Here is a 14,350-nt window from a genome sequence, read left to right as displayed (position 1 = left end):
ATTTAAGATACGATTGAAGCATATTACCTCTTTTTGAGGAGTTTTCATATTATGAAAGCATTCTTCTAATTAGGCTTTGGGGGCTCAGATATTTTTTCTACTTTTGCGGTTAATTATATTTTTGTAAACTTATTGAAACATTCTTATGACAAGAAAACGTATAGCATTTATTATCAGCTTCTTCTTGGATGGTGGAAGAGAGACAGTGCTTCTCCAATATCTCAATTACCTAGTACAGCTTGATACCTACGATATAACTTTAGTTATAGGTGAATATACAGGTCAGCAAGAAGTGTTTAAAAAATACTTACCCAATGAGGTGAAGATTGTCTACTTTGCGAAATCTCCTATTCTTGTATGGGCTAAACAGTCAAGGAGGAACCGCCTTCCTAAGCCGATAAAGTTGTTTGACGAGATATTTATTAATCCCATTCGTAGGGGATTAAAGACCTATCGTATGGCTAAGTTGGATCGAAACAACGATGTAATCATTGATTTTAGCCATGATCAAGCCTCATTTTTGAAGTCGGTCAAGGCTAAGAAGATAGTCTTTTTCCACTCGTCTATAAGCCAAGAGCAACAGAGAGAACCAAGAGTAGTTGCTAAAATGAAAAAGAGAATTCAGGTGTACGATCATATTGTTACCATAGCTAAAGATATGTACAAGGAGGCTTGTACATATTATCCTAATGTTAAGGATCGCATAACCATGATATACAACACTATGGATTTGGAGCAAATACAAAGAAAGGCGCAAATGCCTGTGGAGGATAAGCGCATAGAGAAACCTTTCTTATTAAGTGTATCAAGATTGGAAGAAGGATCAAAGGATATAACATCGTTGATCAAGGCATACGCTATTCTACGCTCAAAGTATGGTCATGATGAAGAACTATACATCATAGGAAAAGGAGATGCTCTACAACAACTTCAAGATGAAGCCGTGAAGCAAGGTGTCAAGAATTACGTACATTTTCTTGGTTTTATGTCAAATCCTTACCCTTGGATAAGCCAATGCCAGCTTTTTGTGCAAAGTTCAAAATATGAAGGTCTACCCACTACGATGATAGAGTCGTTGTTGTTGGATAAGATGATTGTTGCTACCGATTGCCCCACTGGTCCTCATGAAATCATCAATGACGGCAAAGCGGGCCTCCTTACCCCTGTTGGCGATGTTGAGGCTTTGGCGAAGGCTATGCACGAGGCATTGACTGATAAAGCGTTGCAGCAACGCATTGCTCAGGGGAGAGCTGAACATAAGAAACAATTTACATGGGAAGTAAATGGAGAAAAGTTCAGACGTCTGTTAGATGGCGATATGCCACGATAACCATCATTAATTATATACACGCTCATGGTAACACTAAAACAATACTTTAGGCATCCTTTTTTTCGTGATAAGCGCACGCTTTTAGGTCTTTGGACACTTATTGGCATTCTCTCGTGGGCTTTTAAGTTTACCCGTCAGCATAACAACTTTGAGATATTTCGTGGTGTTTATTGGCATACTGTTAATGGTACTTCGCTTTATGCGGCTTATCCTGACGAGTATTTCGATGTCAATCATTATGGACCTTTCTTCTCATTGATCATTGCTCCCTTTGCCATTATGCCCGATTGGCTAGGTATGTTCTTTTGGTGTGTGGGACTATCGCTGATACTCTTTGTATCCGTGAGCCGTTCCAATCTAAAGCAAAAGGAGCAAATCTTTCTTTATTGGTTTTGTGCTCACACCTTGTCGACAGCTCTTTTTATGCAGCAGTTTAATATTGCCATTGCTGCAATCATTATCTCTTCGTTTTATCTTATTGAGAATAAACGCGACTTTTGGGCTGCCTGCCTCATTATGTTAGGCTCTTTTGTGAAGCTTTATGGCATTGTAGGGCTTGCCTTTTTCTTTTTCTCTAAGCAGAAAGGAAAGTTTATCCTCTCACTATTATTTTGGGCTGTAGTGATGTTTGTTGCCCCAATGCTTATCAGTTCGCCAGTATACGTGGTGGAACAATATCAAGCATGGTTTACTTGTTTAGTGGAAAAAAATGGTGAAAACCTAGGATCTATTGCTCAAAACATATCAGCTTTGGGTTTGGTTCGTCGTATATCGGGTAACAATACGTATTCCGACTTATGGATAATAGCTCCTGCTTTGGTGCTTTTTGCCTTACCTTATTTGCGTTTTAAGCAATATAAGTATGTGAAATTTCGTGAGGCTCTGCTTGCTTCGGTATTGCTGTTCGTAGTATTGTTTAGTACAGGAAGCGAGTCGAGCTCTTATATTATTGCGCTATGTGGTGTGAGTATTTGGTGGTATAGCAGTCCTGAGAAGCGTGGAACGTGGGCTATAGCCTTGCTCGTATTTGTGTTTATGATCTCTGGTTTTGGCTCGTCCGACCTTTATCCTCGTTGCATTAAGCGCGGACTTATTCAGCAATATGCTCTTAAGGCCTTGCCCTGCCTTATTGTTTGGTTGAGGCTTTGTTATGAAATGCTCACAGTAAAGTATGAGAGAAGTGAGAAAAGTGTTTAGCCTATACTGTTCTCAACTTTCCATTCTCAATCTTTAATTTTCTTCCCCCACAATATCTTCTATTTCATAGAGGGGGCGTTGCTTTACCTCTGTGTAAATCTTACCGATATAAATGCCAATAATACCTATAGAAAGAAGCATCAAGCCACCAATGAGCCATATACTCATCATAATTGATGCCCAACCGGGATAGGCTGTACCAATAATTAAAGCATGAAGTACATAAATGCCAATGATGAAGCTCATAGCGATAAAAGCTAAGCCAGTAGTAAGAATATAATAGATGGGTTTTATAGAAAACGAGGTAATACCATCTAGTGCCAGATTGAGCATTTTGCGTAGCGTGTACTTTGACTGCCCTGCTTCACGTTCTCTAATTACATCTTCTACAGTTGCCGAAGGTAAGTGTAACATCGGAATTAAAGCCCGAAGATAAAGGTTTCGTTCATGGAAATGGGCTAAAATATTGAGTGCTTTCTTACTCATCAGCCGGAAATCAGCATGATTGAACACGCTATTCACTCCCATCTTATGCTGTAATTTATAAAAAGCTTGTGCTGATATACGTTTTAGTACAGGGTCTGCCTTACGTGAAGTCTTTACACCATACACTACTTCACACTTGTTTTCTGTAAACTCATATATCATCTTGGGAATAGCTTGAATATCGTCTTGCAAATCTGCATCGATGGTGATCACTGCATCTGCCCAATCCTTTGCTTTCATCATACCTGCCATAATAGCATTTTGATGTCCTACATTGTAACTTAGGTTGATACCACGCACAAACTTATTACGTTGTTGCTCTTCGTTGATGATTTCCCAAGTGCGGTCGCTACTCCCATCGTTTACAAGCACTATACAACTATCTTTTGAAATAATCTCCTTTTGGATAAGCTCCTGAAAAAGGTTTGTTAGCTTATGAATAGAGGATATAAGAACTTCTTCCTCGTTGTAACAAGGTGATACCGTGGCTAGTTTTATCATGATTTTACTTGCTTTTTTTGTTCTGTAAAATGGGTGTAAGTAACAAACGTTTCACCTCTAAGTTTTAGCATTTTAATAAGTTTATCCAAACGATTAACCATCGCTCTGCCACTATTCTTCTTAATGATATAAGGCATTTTAAAGTCTGGATGCTCTTTCAGATCGTAAAATTCCCATGGGTGGAAATAAGTTACGAAATAGCCATCATGACGTAAAACGCGGCGCACCATAGCGTGATAAAGTGCTTGTGGCAAGTTGTGTAAGGATAACCAAAAAAGTGGAAAGCGAATGATAGGAGTAACAGAAGCTGGAATCTGTAATACTTTTCCTTCCATAAAGTAGGTGCGTGGATCGGTAAGGTGCATGTAACGCCCCGGGATAAAGGCAGGATTGAGCGATGAGTTATAAAGATAGCCTGCCTTTTCTAAGTTCGCATTGGATACGGGAAACATACGTGGCTGGCGATAGCCATATACCTTAACGCCTGCTATGCGTTCTACAATCTCTTTTGATAGGAACACATCTTCTGGTTTAGGCTGCCAATGATCCACCCCATGGCACGCCACTTCGTGTCCTTCTGCCACAATGCGGTGCATAATTTTTGGAGCTTGTTCCGCAAAATTGCCCGTACAAAAGAAGGTGGCTTTTACGTTGTTTGCTTTCAAACAATCGAGTATTCTGGTAGTTCCCTCCACAGAGACCGCCATTCCTTCTGCAAGCGTAAAGGGTACTCCATGCTCCTTAGGTACGTCAAACTCCTCTGTATCAAAACTTAATAAAATCATATCTATGTATTTTTGTGTGGATAGCTGCTTGCCAAATGTAAAGAATGTTTGGCTGTTCTATCATAGGCAAAGTTAGCGATTATCGGTGGAGTGTGCAAATAAAGTTATTCTTGTAATGAAATAATTGTGATGATTGCAAAGATATTCATTATTTTAGTGGTTGATGAAAGATAGCCTTTATGGTATCAAAGCTTAACCTTTTGACTTGTAAAAGCTAACCTTTCTTGTAGAAAAAGGTGATTTTTAGCTCTAAAAAATAATTTACTTTTGCTTTGTTTTTAATTTATTTTTATTCTGTTTTTAATTTATTTTTATTCCGTTTTTAATTTATTTTTGCTCTTAATAGTTGATGTTTTGCAACAAAAAAGGTTAGCTTTTGCCTGTAAAAAGCTAACCTTTAGCTACTTAGCTGTATATGTTTTTATTCATCATACCCAATAGGGCGGAACTGTTTTTGTGCTTCGCTATATACGTATCCTTCTGTTTTGAGGCGAGCTTTGATGTCGCTAGGATCTTCGTTGAAGGAGTAGCAAAGTGGTTCTAATTCGTCGAACTCTTCATCGCGTAATAGCATATTGATGGTGCTAACGAGTATTGCGGGGTCTTTAGGTAGATATTCCATAGTGGGTTATTTCATTGAGTTGGCTACAAACTGTAAGGGTAATATGTCTTTAATACTGTTGATGACATAGATGCCATCCGTGCCATAGAGGAGAATGCGGATAGGTTGTTTGTAGCGGTCTTCCATTTCAAGGATTACCTGACGGCACGATCCACAAGGCACAATAGGGTCTTGCGTGAAGCCATAACCATTCTTTGCAGCAATGGCTATAGTGGTGATGGCTTTGTCGGGGTGGACCGATTGTGCTGCAAAGATAGCCGAACGTTCGGCACACAGTCCAGAGGGAAAGGCGGCATTCTCTTGGTTTGCGCCACGTACCTCTGTACCATCAGCGAGCAATAGGGCTGCACCCACGGCGAAATGGCTGTAAGGTGAATAGCTATTGGCTGTGGCAGCGATAGCACTATTGATGAGTTTTTGATCTTGCTCTGAGAGCTCATCAAGTTGGCAAAAACCTATCTTGATACTTAAATCTATTGTCTTCATTTCGTTTTGTATTTTCGTTTTTCTATTGTTTTAGCTACAATTAGGAATTGGTAAAACCCCGAAAGATAGCTAGAGATGAGACCGGGAAGCCCCTTTTTATATTGTTGATCCATGACGTATGCTTTAAAGAAACGCCAAGTGGGACGCCATATTAGTGCGCCCAAACCGTATTGTTTGTTAGCGCGTTTGTCAAGTTCTTCGTCGGAATAACGGTTGAGTTTTTCCATTCTATCGTGTAAGTAATTCTCATCGAGATGATTGAAAACAGCTTTATCGTTATCGACGAGTTTGGTTGTTTTTCCTTCTATTTCAGGGATAGAATGGATAAGTGGCGGCCAATATACTTTATCGCGACGGAAGAAACGTAGCTGAAAATCGCGCAATCGTCCCATATCCAACACGTTCATATCACGGTTTCGACGTGGAATGAAGAGTCCTTCAGGACAGTTGGGGGTAGCGATATATTGGTAGAGATATTGTCGAAGTTCAGGGGTAACAAGTTCATCGGCATCAGTAACAAGTACCCATGAGTGAGTAGCACTTTGTACAGCAAAGTTGCGGGCAGGCTCTACAATGGTATAGTTTTTCTTCTCAAAGGTTACAATCTTGCACCCATACTCTCTTGCTATGGCAAGTGTGTTATCTTTACTTTCCATATCACAGATTACGATTTCATCGAAATCTTTTACGCTATCGAGCACCTCTCGGAGGTGTTTCTCAGCGTTATAGGTGTTGATCACTACCGATATTTTATTGTCTTGTGCCATGTTCTGACTATGGATTTGCTATTCTAAAGTAATACGTTCTACATTGATTTCTTCGGGCATAAAGATACGTGCATTCTCTTTAAACTTGGTAGGACTTTCTGTTGTGTAATATTTTGTACTACTATGCTTGGTGCATCGCTCATCCATCTCTGGATGGCGTTGGAGGTAATCTTTTAAAGATGCTGCTACATACTCGCCCTGTGGTACAATCTTCACGCCTCGATCGACATATTTTAGGATCTTAGGCATGAGGATAGGGTAGTGGGTACAGCCAAGAATAAGGGTGTCGATTTGTGGGTCTAGGCGCATGATGTGATCGATACGCTTCTTTACAAAGTAGTCGGCTCCTGGCGAATCGGCTTCATTGTTCTCAATGATAGGTACCCAAAGTGGGCAGGAAAGACCTGTTACTTGTATGTCGGGCGATTGTTTTTGGATTTCAATATTATAGCTTTGACTGCGTATAGTACCCTCTGTAGCTAGGATGCCTACGTGTCTTGAGCTAGTGAGCGAGCCGATAACCTCGGCTGTGGGGCGGATAACGCCTAGCACACGACGGTCGGGAGCTAGCTTGGGCAGGTCGTTTTGCTGTATGGTTCGAAGTGCTTTTGCAGATGCTGTGTTGCAGCCAAGGATAACCAAATGGCAGCCCATCTCAAAGAGTTTTAGCACTGCTTGGCGTGTAAACTCATACACTACTTCAAACGATCGCGAGCCGTATGGGGCACGTGCATTGTCGCCTAAGTAGATATAATCGTACTCAGGTAACACTTGTTGGATGCCATGAAGAATGGTTAAGCCACCATAACCGCTGTCGAATACACCAATAGAACCTGGCTGTTGGGGATAGAAGGGCATATTTTTTGAGGATGATTTTGTGAAGGAATGAGTGTTGATAAGCATTGATAAGCATTGATAAGTTGATATGAATTCTCAATTCTCAATTCTCAACTATTGTAGCACTGTAATCAGTGCGTTTGTGATGTCCTCGCCTACAGCATTGTTAACGTAAGGCATGGTGTTGTTATCCGTATTAAGGATAAATGCGTAACCACTCTCGTGTCCCATTTCTTGCAATGTAGCGTTAAGCTTGTCGCGAACAGGAGCAAAAGTGGCTTGTTCGGCTTGCTTTAAGAGGCGTTCTGTTTCTATTTTGAAGGCGCGGTTACGCTGTAATAATTCCTCTATTTCAGCTTGACGCTTGCGCAGAATGGAGGGATTGAGATTATGTTGCACCTCAAGGAAGTCTTCATAGCGACGATTGAAGTCGTCTTCCGAACGTTTAACTTCGGCATCGTACTTAGCTTTAATCGAAGCGTATGTGTTTGATGCTGTGGCATAGCTTGCCATAGCATGGAACACTTTGTCGTAGCTAAAGTAGCCAAACTTTAAGTTTTGAGCATTCACCAAGAGTGGTAATGTTATGAGTAACAGTGTAAAACAGAACTTTTTCATTCTTTTCTGGATAGATATTAACTGCCGTGTGATAAAAAAAAGAGGTCAACGCAAGAATTAAAATTCATGCGGTGACCTCACCCTTAAACCCTGTTTGCTAGACGCTAGGGTTAGAAATTATATGGGGGTAAAGACACCCCAATGTTATATTTACTTCATTTTAGCTAGCTGAGCCTTAACCTCTGCTGTTACATCCTTGCTAATAGCTTCGTTGATGTAGATGGGTTGACCAGCTGCCTTTTCCATAATGTAGGTGTAACCACCAGTCTTTGCAACTGCTGCGATGGCGTTACGAACCTTCTCAAGCACAGGACCTAGTTGCTTCTGCTGCTCTTCATTGAAAGCTTTCTGGTTATCTTGTGCAGTTTGCTGGATCTTATTATATAGATCCTGTAGGGTCTTTTCGGTTTCAGCTTGCTTTGTTGCGTTCATAGTGCTTTTTGCTTTATCGTAAGCTTCAGCCTGACGCTGTAGTTCAGCCTGCATATCTTCTATTTGCTTCTGATATTCTTTACCCTTTGCTTGAAGTTTGTTTTGGATAGCAGTAGCCTCAGGAAGCGACTGTAAAAGCGCTTGTGAATCGAGGTGACCAAACTTCTGAGCAAACATTGTCATTGGTGCGCATAGCATCAACATCAATAATAACTTTTTCATTTTCGTTTTTTGTTTAAAGTGTTTATAAAATTTCTTGATTATTATTTGGCACCACCACTGAGTACTAGTAGTACTTCGTTGCTGATGTCAATAGTAGGCGATCCATAGATGATACCTGCTGTTTGGCTTGATCGGTCGATGACCATGCTGTATCCACGCTTTTCAGAAATGAGCTTGATAGCAGCATAAACAGCTTCTTGTATAGGAGTGATCATTTTTTCACGCTTCTTTGCGAGTTCGCCTTGGGGTCCAAAGTATTTCATCTTTAGATTAGCAGCCTTCTTTTCCTTTTCCATGATTGCATCTTGACGCTTCTTCTTTTGGTCGAGAGTTAAGGTCGCTATATCTCTCTGATAGTCTTTGTAAAGGTTGGCAGCTTCTTTATTTACCACATCTATTTGCTCTTGTACCTTCTTACTAACCTGACTTAACTGTTCGTTAGCCTGTGTATAGTTGGAGATGTTGTTTAGGACATACTCCATATCGACAAGTGCAAAATTCTGTGCGCTAGCTACCATCGAGAAGATGGCTAGCATAGACATTAATATCAATTTCTTCATTTGTTCTCTCTATTTGATTACTCTCTAGTTATTTACTCTCTGGTTAATGCTAGAACTCTTGTCCAAGGATGAAGTGGAATTGGCTTCCGCCCTTCTGACCATATACCTTGTCAAAGCCGTATGCCCAGTCAATACCCATCAAACCCACCATAGGTAAGAAGATACGAACACCGAGCCCAGCAGAACGCTTCATATCGAAAGGATTGAACTTACTTGTATCAGTCCATGCGTTACCTGCTTCGATAAAGCCAAGACCATAGATTGTAGTATTGCCTAAGAGGAATGGATAACGTAGCTCAAGGGTGAAGCGATTGTAAGCATAGCCTTCTGCACCGTATGGAGTTAGCGAGCCATTCTCGTATCCGCGTAGTCCGATAGTTTCTTCGGCATAACCTGTAGAGTATCCACTCATACCATCACCACCCATATAGTAGGTTTCGAATGGACTCTTCTTATACTTATTGTAACTACCCAACAAACCAAGTTCTACACGTGTCATCAGCACTAAGTTCTTCTGACCACCTGTTAAAGAGGTAAAGGTGCGAGCCTTGAACTTCCACTTGTGATATTCTATCCACTTGTATTTCTCTTGTTGTTCTGCACTGTATGTAGCTGCCTTTGGATCGTTAGCCAAGTTGCGATAGTCCTTGCCATCCCACTTGCTCCATGGTGGAGTAATGGTGAGCGAGGCTGTAAACTCTGAGCCACGACGTGGGAAGAGTTGGTTATCTGTTGATGAACGGTTTAATGAAACATTTACGTTTAAGTTGTTGGCAGCACCATTTGACATGATGAAATAACGCCAGTTCTTTAACATATAACGCTGATATGCCAACTGAAGCGACAATGTGAAGTAGTCGTCGGGCCATGTTAAGCGTTTACCCCAACCCACGTTAACACCAAACAATCTGATAGACTTGTTTGGGTCGTAGTAGTTTTCATAGCTATTATAGTTGTAATTACCATAACCATATTGATAGTTATAGAAATTATTCATATAGGCACTGTTGTAGTAATTGCTACTTACATCGGTCTGCTTGCTATAGTATGCACCCACAGAGCACTGAATAGGACGTTTGCCACCAAACCAGTTTGTAGAGTAGTTAACGCTATAAGACTGGTAGTAAGTACCGTTGGTCTGTGCGCTCAAAGCCAACACTTCGCCATCGCCTACAGGCAAAATTCCACGGCGTTCGCTCTTCTTGCGGAAGAGATTAGCCATAGAGAAGTTGTTTAACTTTAAACCAACCTTACCGATAACACCCGTCTGTCCCCAACCAAGTGATAGCTCAATTTGGTCGTTCGACTTCTGTTTCAAGTTCCAATTGATGTCTACTGTACCCGTCTCATAGTTGGGTTTCACATCTGGATTAACATGTTCAGGGTCGAAGTGTCCCATAGATGCCAATTCACGAGCAGTACGTGTCAGTGCCTCTTTAGAAAAGAGGTCGCCTGGTTTGGTACGCATTTCACGGCGAACTACATTCTCATACAAACGGTCGTTACCATTGATGCGAACACGGTTGATGTGTGCTTGTTGTCCTTCAAAGATGCGCATCTCTAGGTCAATGCTATCGCCATCAATGTTTACCTCGGTAGGTTGAAGGTTATAAAACAAATAACCATTATTCCAATAAGCATTGCCCACAGCATCTTCGTCCTCAGACAGACGCTTGTTCATATACTTTTGGTTATATACATCGCCCTTGTGCATATTGAGCAAGCGCGACAATTGATCTGTGGTATATACTGTGTTGCCCACCCAAGTAATGTTACGAATGTAGTACTTCTTACCTTCGTCCACCTTTACATAGATGTCTACATGGCTATCATCAACGTTCCACACGCTATCTTTAACGATGGTAGCATCGCGATAACCATACTCATTATATTTTGCTATAAGGTTTTTCTTATCCTCTTCCCAACGTTCTGGTGTATATTTCTTCGACTTTAGGAAGCTAGCAAGAGTGCCAGATTCATGGATTTTTGAGAAGGCTCCTTTCTTGAACAAACCGCCTTTTAGCTTTTTATCTGAAAGTTCTTTATTGCCGTCAATGTAGATCTTATGAACCTTCATTTTCTTCTTTTTGTCGATATTAACATCAAGTGTTACTTGATTCTTGTTGTTATTATCATCGCGCTGAACAATATTTATTTCGGCATTTTTATAACCTTTGTCATCAAAGTATTTCTTAGCAAGCACCTTTGCACGGTCGATCATGTTAGGAGTAATCTGTCCTCCCTTCAATAGTCCTAGCTTATTTTCCATGTCTTCCTTCTCTTTTTTAGAGATGCCATTATAGTTAATGGTAGAAACACGTGGTCGAGTTTTTAGATGAATGTTAAGGTAGATGTCTTCACCAACGATAGAATCGGCACTGATAGATACATCTGAGAAGAGTCCATGCTTCCAATATCGCTTTACAGCATCTGATATGGCAGTACCCGGAACTTCAATTTTTTGCCCAACAGCCAAACCAGAAATACCTGTCAATACATAATCCTCATAACCTGTTACACCCGTAACGCGTAAGCCTGCAAGGCGATAGGTAACAGGATTACCTGCATAAGTAATATTGGGATTAACGATTTTTTCTTGCGCATTAGCAGTGTATGTACCACCACTTGCTATGGCGAGAAGCATCAATATTTTATTTATATTCCTCATTTATATCGCGTTTGCTTATTTGTTTTCGTTTTCTATTTGATTGCCTGTCTTACCAAATCGACGCTGACGGCGCTGATAGTCGGCAATTGCTTGGTGTAGATCTTTCTCCGAGAAGTCAGGCCAAAAGGTATCACAGAAGTATAATTCTGAGTAAGCTATTTGCCAAAGCAGATAGTTAGAGATACGCAGCTCTCCACCAGTTCTTATTAATAGGTCGGGTTCTGGCATAAAAGCAGTAGTAAGATGCTTTGAGATTGTATCTTCTGTAATGTATTCTTTTATGTTATCAGCAGTGAGCTGAATGTTTTGTTGTTGTAATTCGAGTGCAATATCTTGTGTTGCCTTTGTAATTTCCCATCGTGAAGAATAGCTTAGTGCCACTACTAGCGTGAGGCTCTTGTTATTCTTAGTGTTGTTGATGGTTTGCTGAAGTGCTGTCTGTACTTCCTTAGGAAGGCGCTCAATATCGCCAATAACCTGAAGTCGAGCATCGTTCTTCATGAAGATTTCGTCCTCAAGCGATGAGAGTACTAGCCCCATTAAGGTAGATACTTCTTCAGAAGGGCGGTTCCAGTTTTCGGTAGAAAAGGTATAAAGTGTTAGATATTTCACTCCCAGTTCGCCGCAAGCCTTTGTAATACGGCGCACAGTTTCCACCCCAGCCTTATGCCCTTCGGTACGTGGTAGGTTGCGCTTTTGTGCCCATCTGCCATTGCCGTCCATGATAATGGCTATGTGTTCAGGGATGCGAGTCATATCTAAAGTTTTTTCCATACTGAAAAAAGAATATGCTTTAATGCTTTTTCTAAAATGTATTCTACTATAATTATGGTGTTTATATGGGTAAGACAAAGCCTTATCTGAACAAACCTTTCCATACCTTGTTACCACTTATCACCCACAAATAACCGTCTTTGTCCACAGTAGCTGCTAGCGTGTTTGCAGTGTCTTTTGTAGGAGGAACGGTATATGTGCTATTGCTCTTCCATGTAATGCCTTGATCACCACTTAATAATAAGGTGGCAATTTTGTTCTCACTGGTTAAGCCTAAAGCTAGTGGAAGGTTGTTATAGTTGACTACGGTGAGGCACTTATATGCTGGAAGCCTGTAAGATGAAACTGCGTCGATGGTTGCCCAATTATAGCTAATACTAGCGTTTGTTGTGTTTACCAAGCGTGTCCATTCCACTACTTTATTGCTTGCACTAGTGCCAACAAGTAGCACTCGGCTTAGGTCTTTGCCCGAATTAGTACTGAATAAAGCACTGCTAATGTTGTCTGTAGGGAGGTTTGCCACACTGCCAGATAATGTTTCTTCTGTCCAAGTCTTACCTTTATCTCTCGATGCTTTTATCTTGCCATCGGTTGTTACAGCATAAAGACTTGATGAGGTGGCAAAGAGACTTGATAAAGTATTATCTTGGCCCATTACGCTCCATGTGTTACCATCTATAGAACTCAATACTTGGTTGTTGTCAAGAATGAAGAGGGTAGCCCCTTGTGCTACAAGATTTTTATAAGCCGAAGCCGAGAAAGTTTTGGTAGCAGTAGTCCATGTCTTGCCGTCAGAGGTGGTTGTAACAAACAACTTAGTAGCATTGTCACTCACACCAGCTACAAAAATCTTGTCGCCAATGCTCGCTGCTTTAGTAGCTGAGAGTGTGCCAAGGGTAGTATTATCGGCTACGCTAGTCCATATAGCAGTGTTCGTTTTCTGCTTCTTTACGTTGAGTGTAACGGTATAGATGCGGTATGCCTTTCCGCTGTTTGCATAAACGTATAGCTGGCGATCCTTAGAAAAGTCGATAGAGTCGGTGTTGGAATATGGCTTAAAGGCTTCGTTTGTAAGCGATTTAATAGCAATTACACCACCATTCTTAGTCTTAATGTTAGCCAATACCGCACTTGTCTTTGTGCCGTAAGGCAGCGAGTCGGTGTTATAAATTTTTGCATTGGCTTGATCAATATAAAATTTGTACTTACTACCCATAAGTTTTTTGGTATAAGTACTATCTTTTCCACTCTTCCCAATGGTGTCTACAACTTGTTTAATTGCGCCTAAGGAAAAACTTGTGATCGCTGTATCATCGTAAGTAGCAATGTCTGTTTGGCTATCATCTTTTAAGCATGATGTTGTTGTAAACAGAGTTGCAGCTAACGCGATAAGCGTAAATATCTTGTATTTCATCTTTATTCGAATAAATGATTTAGCTGCAAATTTAGTTAGAAATCTTTATATACTACTGCCTTTTAGCGGTTTATTATGAAAATAAGCGAAATAAATCTGTTTTTTAAGGTTGTTTAGTAGTGCAGTATTTCTATCGTAATGCTTTTTATTATAGTTATTCTTCTTCTATAATTTATGGCTGTGCTATGATGTCCGAAGTCTTTCATAAAAATAATGCTCCACACGCACAAGCGCATAAAGCATTATTATTTTGTATTAGTCATTTTCTAAAACCCACCTATAGAGTTGGCTACAATTACGAATAGTACAATGGCTGTGATGCCTACATAGAGCCAATCTCGCTGAATACCAAAGTCGAAAAGGGAAAGGACAATTCGCGAAATAGGGGTGAGCATCAGCACGATAACACCGAATTGGATCCAGTTTTCTGCCTGCATACGAAGCATTCCCGTGAAGATCCCCGATAGCGTGGTGAGGCTTGTTGTTTCGCCATGAAACGATTGATAGTCAGGCATCGGATCCATACCATGACTGATTAAATAATAGATACCACTCACTAGAGCGATGGTGCATGCGGTGATGACACCAATACGAAGTGTAGAGCTGATGAGCAACTGCATCTTCTTGTTTTCATTGTTTGCTTCCATGTGC

At 40.7% G+C, this 14,350-nt stretch carries 15 protein-coding genes; 2 read left to right on the top strand and 13 right to left on the bottom strand.

Going from position 1 to position 14,350, the window contains the following annotated elements:
* The first annotated feature begins 145 nt into the window (after window positions 1-145).
* Window positions 146-1,330 (top strand): glycosyltransferase, encoded by a 1,185-nt coding sequence (locus PREBIDRAFT_RS05585; RefSeq protein ID WP_004336708.1) that lies wholly within the window; start codon window positions 146-148, stop codon window positions 1,328-1,330.
* A 24-nt stretch (window positions 1,331-1,354) separates the two neighbouring features.
* Window positions 1,355-2,527 (top strand): glycosyltransferase family 87 protein, encoded by a 1,173-nt coding sequence (locus PREBIDRAFT_RS05580; protein WP_004336707.1) that lies wholly within the window; start codon window positions 1,355-1,357, stop codon window positions 2,525-2,527.
* A 33-nt stretch (window positions 2,528-2,560) separates the two neighbouring features.
* Here the strand turns inward: PREBIDRAFT_RS05580 and PREBIDRAFT_RS05575 are convergent, their stop codons facing one another.
* From PREBIDRAFT_RS05575 to PREBIDRAFT_RS05515, 13 genes are all read right to left on the bottom strand, one after another.
* A complete protein-coding gene (locus PREBIDRAFT_RS05575) occupies window positions 2,561-3,514 on the bottom strand; it encodes a glycosyltransferase family 2 protein (protein WP_004336706.1) in 954 nt (317 codons plus the stop codon).
* The gene (locus PREBIDRAFT_RS05570; RefSeq protein WP_004336705.1) at window positions 3,511-4,299 is read right to left on the bottom strand and encodes a polysaccharide deacetylase family protein; all 789 of its coding nucleotides are present in this window, start codon (window positions 4,297-4,299) and stop codon (window positions 3,511-3,513) included. Before PREBIDRAFT_RS05570 ends, PREBIDRAFT_RS05575 begins: the two co-directional genes overlap by 4 nt.
* A gap of 421 nt (window positions 4,300-4,720) precedes the next feature.
* On the bottom strand, window positions 4,721-4,921 hold the full coding sequence (locus PREBIDRAFT_RS05565) for a DUF4250 domain-containing protein (protein WP_004339450.1): 201 nt from the start codon (window positions 4,919-4,921) through the stop codon (window positions 4,721-4,723).
* A gap of 6 nt (window positions 4,922-4,927) precedes the next feature.
* Window positions 4,928-5,407 (bottom strand): cytidine deaminase, encoded by a 480-nt coding sequence (locus tag PREBIDRAFT_RS05560; RefSeq protein ID WP_004336703.1) that lies wholly within the window; start codon window positions 5,405-5,407, stop codon window positions 4,928-4,930.
* Complete coding sequence (locus PREBIDRAFT_RS05555) at window positions 5,404-6,174, bottom strand: glycosyltransferase family 2 protein (protein ID WP_004336702.1); 771 nt, start codon at window positions 6,172-6,174, stop codon at window positions 5,404-5,406. Before PREBIDRAFT_RS05555 ends, PREBIDRAFT_RS05560 begins: the two co-directional genes overlap by 4 nt.
* Window positions 6,175-6,192: 18 nt before the next feature.
* Complete coding sequence (murI, locus tag PREBIDRAFT_RS05550) at window positions 6,193-7,032, bottom strand: glutamate racemase (RefSeq protein WP_004339448.1); 840 nt, start codon at window positions 7,030-7,032, stop codon at window positions 6,193-6,195.
* 93 nt (window positions 7,033-7,125) lie between these two features.
* A complete protein-coding gene (locus PREBIDRAFT_RS05545; RefSeq protein WP_004339446.1) occupies window positions 7,126-7,629 on the bottom strand; it encodes an OmpH family outer membrane protein in 504 nt (167 codons plus the stop codon).
* Window positions 7,630-7,779: 150 nt separating this feature from the next.
* Window positions 7,780-8,283 carry an OmpH/Skp family outer membrane protein gene (locus PREBIDRAFT_RS05540; RefSeq protein ID WP_004336699.1) on the bottom strand — a complete coding sequence of 168 codons (504 nt, stop codon included), beginning with the start codon at window positions 8,281-8,283 and terminating at the stop codon, window positions 7,780-7,782.
* A gap of 41 nt (window positions 8,284-8,324) precedes the next feature.
* Window positions 8,325-8,843 (bottom strand): OmpH/Skp family outer membrane protein, encoded by a 519-nt coding sequence (locus PREBIDRAFT_RS05535; RefSeq protein WP_004336698.1) that lies wholly within the window; start codon window positions 8,841-8,843, stop codon window positions 8,325-8,327.
* Between the two features lie 49 nt (window positions 8,844-8,892).
* On the bottom strand, window positions 8,893-11,511 hold the full coding sequence (locus PREBIDRAFT_RS05530) for a BamA/OMP85 family outer membrane protein (protein ID WP_004336697.1): 2,619 nt from the start codon (window positions 11,509-11,511) through the stop codon (window positions 8,893-8,895).
* A gap of 15 nt (window positions 11,512-11,526) precedes the next feature.
* Window positions 11,527-12,285 (bottom strand): isoprenyl transferase, encoded by a 759-nt coding sequence (locus tag PREBIDRAFT_RS05525; protein WP_036875488.1) that lies wholly within the window; start codon window positions 12,283-12,285, stop codon window positions 11,527-11,529.
* An 82-nt stretch (window positions 12,286-12,367) separates the two neighbouring features.
* On the bottom strand, window positions 12,368-13,699 hold the full coding sequence (locus PREBIDRAFT_RS05520; protein ID WP_004336695.1) for a DUF6242 domain-containing protein: 1,332 nt from the start codon (window positions 13,697-13,699) through the stop codon (window positions 12,368-12,370).
* Between the two features lie 266 nt (window positions 13,700-13,965).
* Window positions 13,966-14,346, bottom strand: coding sequence for a DUF1634 domain-containing protein (locus PREBIDRAFT_RS05515; RefSeq protein ID WP_004336694.1), 381 nt, complete (start codon window positions 14,344-14,346; stop codon window positions 13,966-13,968).
* Between the last annotated feature and the right edge of the window lie 4 nt (window positions 14,347-14,350).

It is taken from the genome of Prevotella bivia DSM 20514 (assembly GCF_000262545.1).
GTDB lineage: Bacteria > Bacteroidota > Bacteroidia > Bacteroidales > Bacteroidaceae > Prevotella > Prevotella bivia.
Note: the sequence above shows the minus strand (reverse complement) of the source record. Positions and strands in the feature narration are given on the sequence as shown.

What these genes read in the sequence shown, in the direction of transcription:
- PREBIDRAFT_RS05585 (WP_004336708.1), top strand. Translation starts at nt 146, where the DNA reads ATGACAAGAAAACGTATAGCATTTATTATCAGCTTCTTCTTGGATGGT.
- PREBIDRAFT_RS05580 (WP_004336707.1), top strand. Translation starts at nt 1,355, where the DNA reads ATGGTAACACTAAAACAATACTTTAGGCATCCTTTTTTTCGTGATAAG.
- PREBIDRAFT_RS05575 (WP_004336706.1), bottom strand. Translation starts at nt 3,514, where the DNA reads ATGATAAAACTAGCCACGGTATCACCTTGTTACAACGAGGAAGAAGTT.
- PREBIDRAFT_RS05570 (WP_004336705.1), bottom strand. Translation starts at nt 4,299, where the DNA reads ATGATTTTATTAAGTTTTGATACAGAGGAGTTTGACGTACCTAAGGAG.
- PREBIDRAFT_RS05565 (WP_004339450.1), bottom strand. Translation starts at nt 4,921, where the DNA reads ATGGAATATCTACCTAAAGACCCCGCAATACTCGTTAGCACCATCAAT.
- PREBIDRAFT_RS05560 (WP_004336703.1), bottom strand. Translation starts at nt 5,407, where the DNA reads ATGAAGACAATAGATTTAAGTATCAAGATAGGTTTTTGCCAACTTGAT.
- PREBIDRAFT_RS05555 (WP_004336702.1), bottom strand. Translation starts at nt 6,174, where the DNA reads ATGGCACAAGACAATAAAATATCGGTAGTGATCAACACCTATAACGCT.
- murI (WP_004339448.1), bottom strand. Translation starts at nt 7,032, where the DNA reads ATGCCCTTCTATCCCCAACAGCCAGGTTCTATTGGTGTATTCGACAGC.
- PREBIDRAFT_RS05545 (WP_004339446.1), bottom strand. Translation starts at nt 7,629, where the DNA reads ATGAAAAAGTTCTGTTTTACACTGTTACTCATAACATTACCACTCTTG.
- PREBIDRAFT_RS05540 (WP_004336699.1), bottom strand. Translation starts at nt 8,283, where the DNA reads ATGAAAAAGTTATTATTGATGTTGATGCTATGCGCACCAATGACAATG.
- PREBIDRAFT_RS05535 (WP_004336698.1), bottom strand. Translation starts at nt 8,843, where the DNA reads ATGAAGAAATTGATATTAATGTCTATGCTAGCCATCTTCTCGATGGTA.
- PREBIDRAFT_RS05530 (WP_004336697.1), bottom strand. Translation starts at nt 11,511, where the DNA reads ATGAGGAATATAAATAAAATATTGATGCTTCTCGCCATAGCAAGTGGT.
- PREBIDRAFT_RS05525 (WP_036875488.1), bottom strand. Translation starts at nt 12,285, where the DNA reads ATGGAAAAAACTTTAGATATGACTCGCATCCCTGAACACATAGCCATT.
- PREBIDRAFT_RS05520 (WP_004336695.1), bottom strand. Translation starts at nt 13,699, where the DNA reads ATGAAATACAAGATATTTACGCTTATCGCGTTAGCTGCAACTCTGTTT.
- PREBIDRAFT_RS05515 (WP_004336694.1), bottom strand. Translation starts at nt 14,346, where the DNA reads ATGGAAGCAAACAATGAAAACAAGAAGATGCAGTTGCTCATCAGCTCT.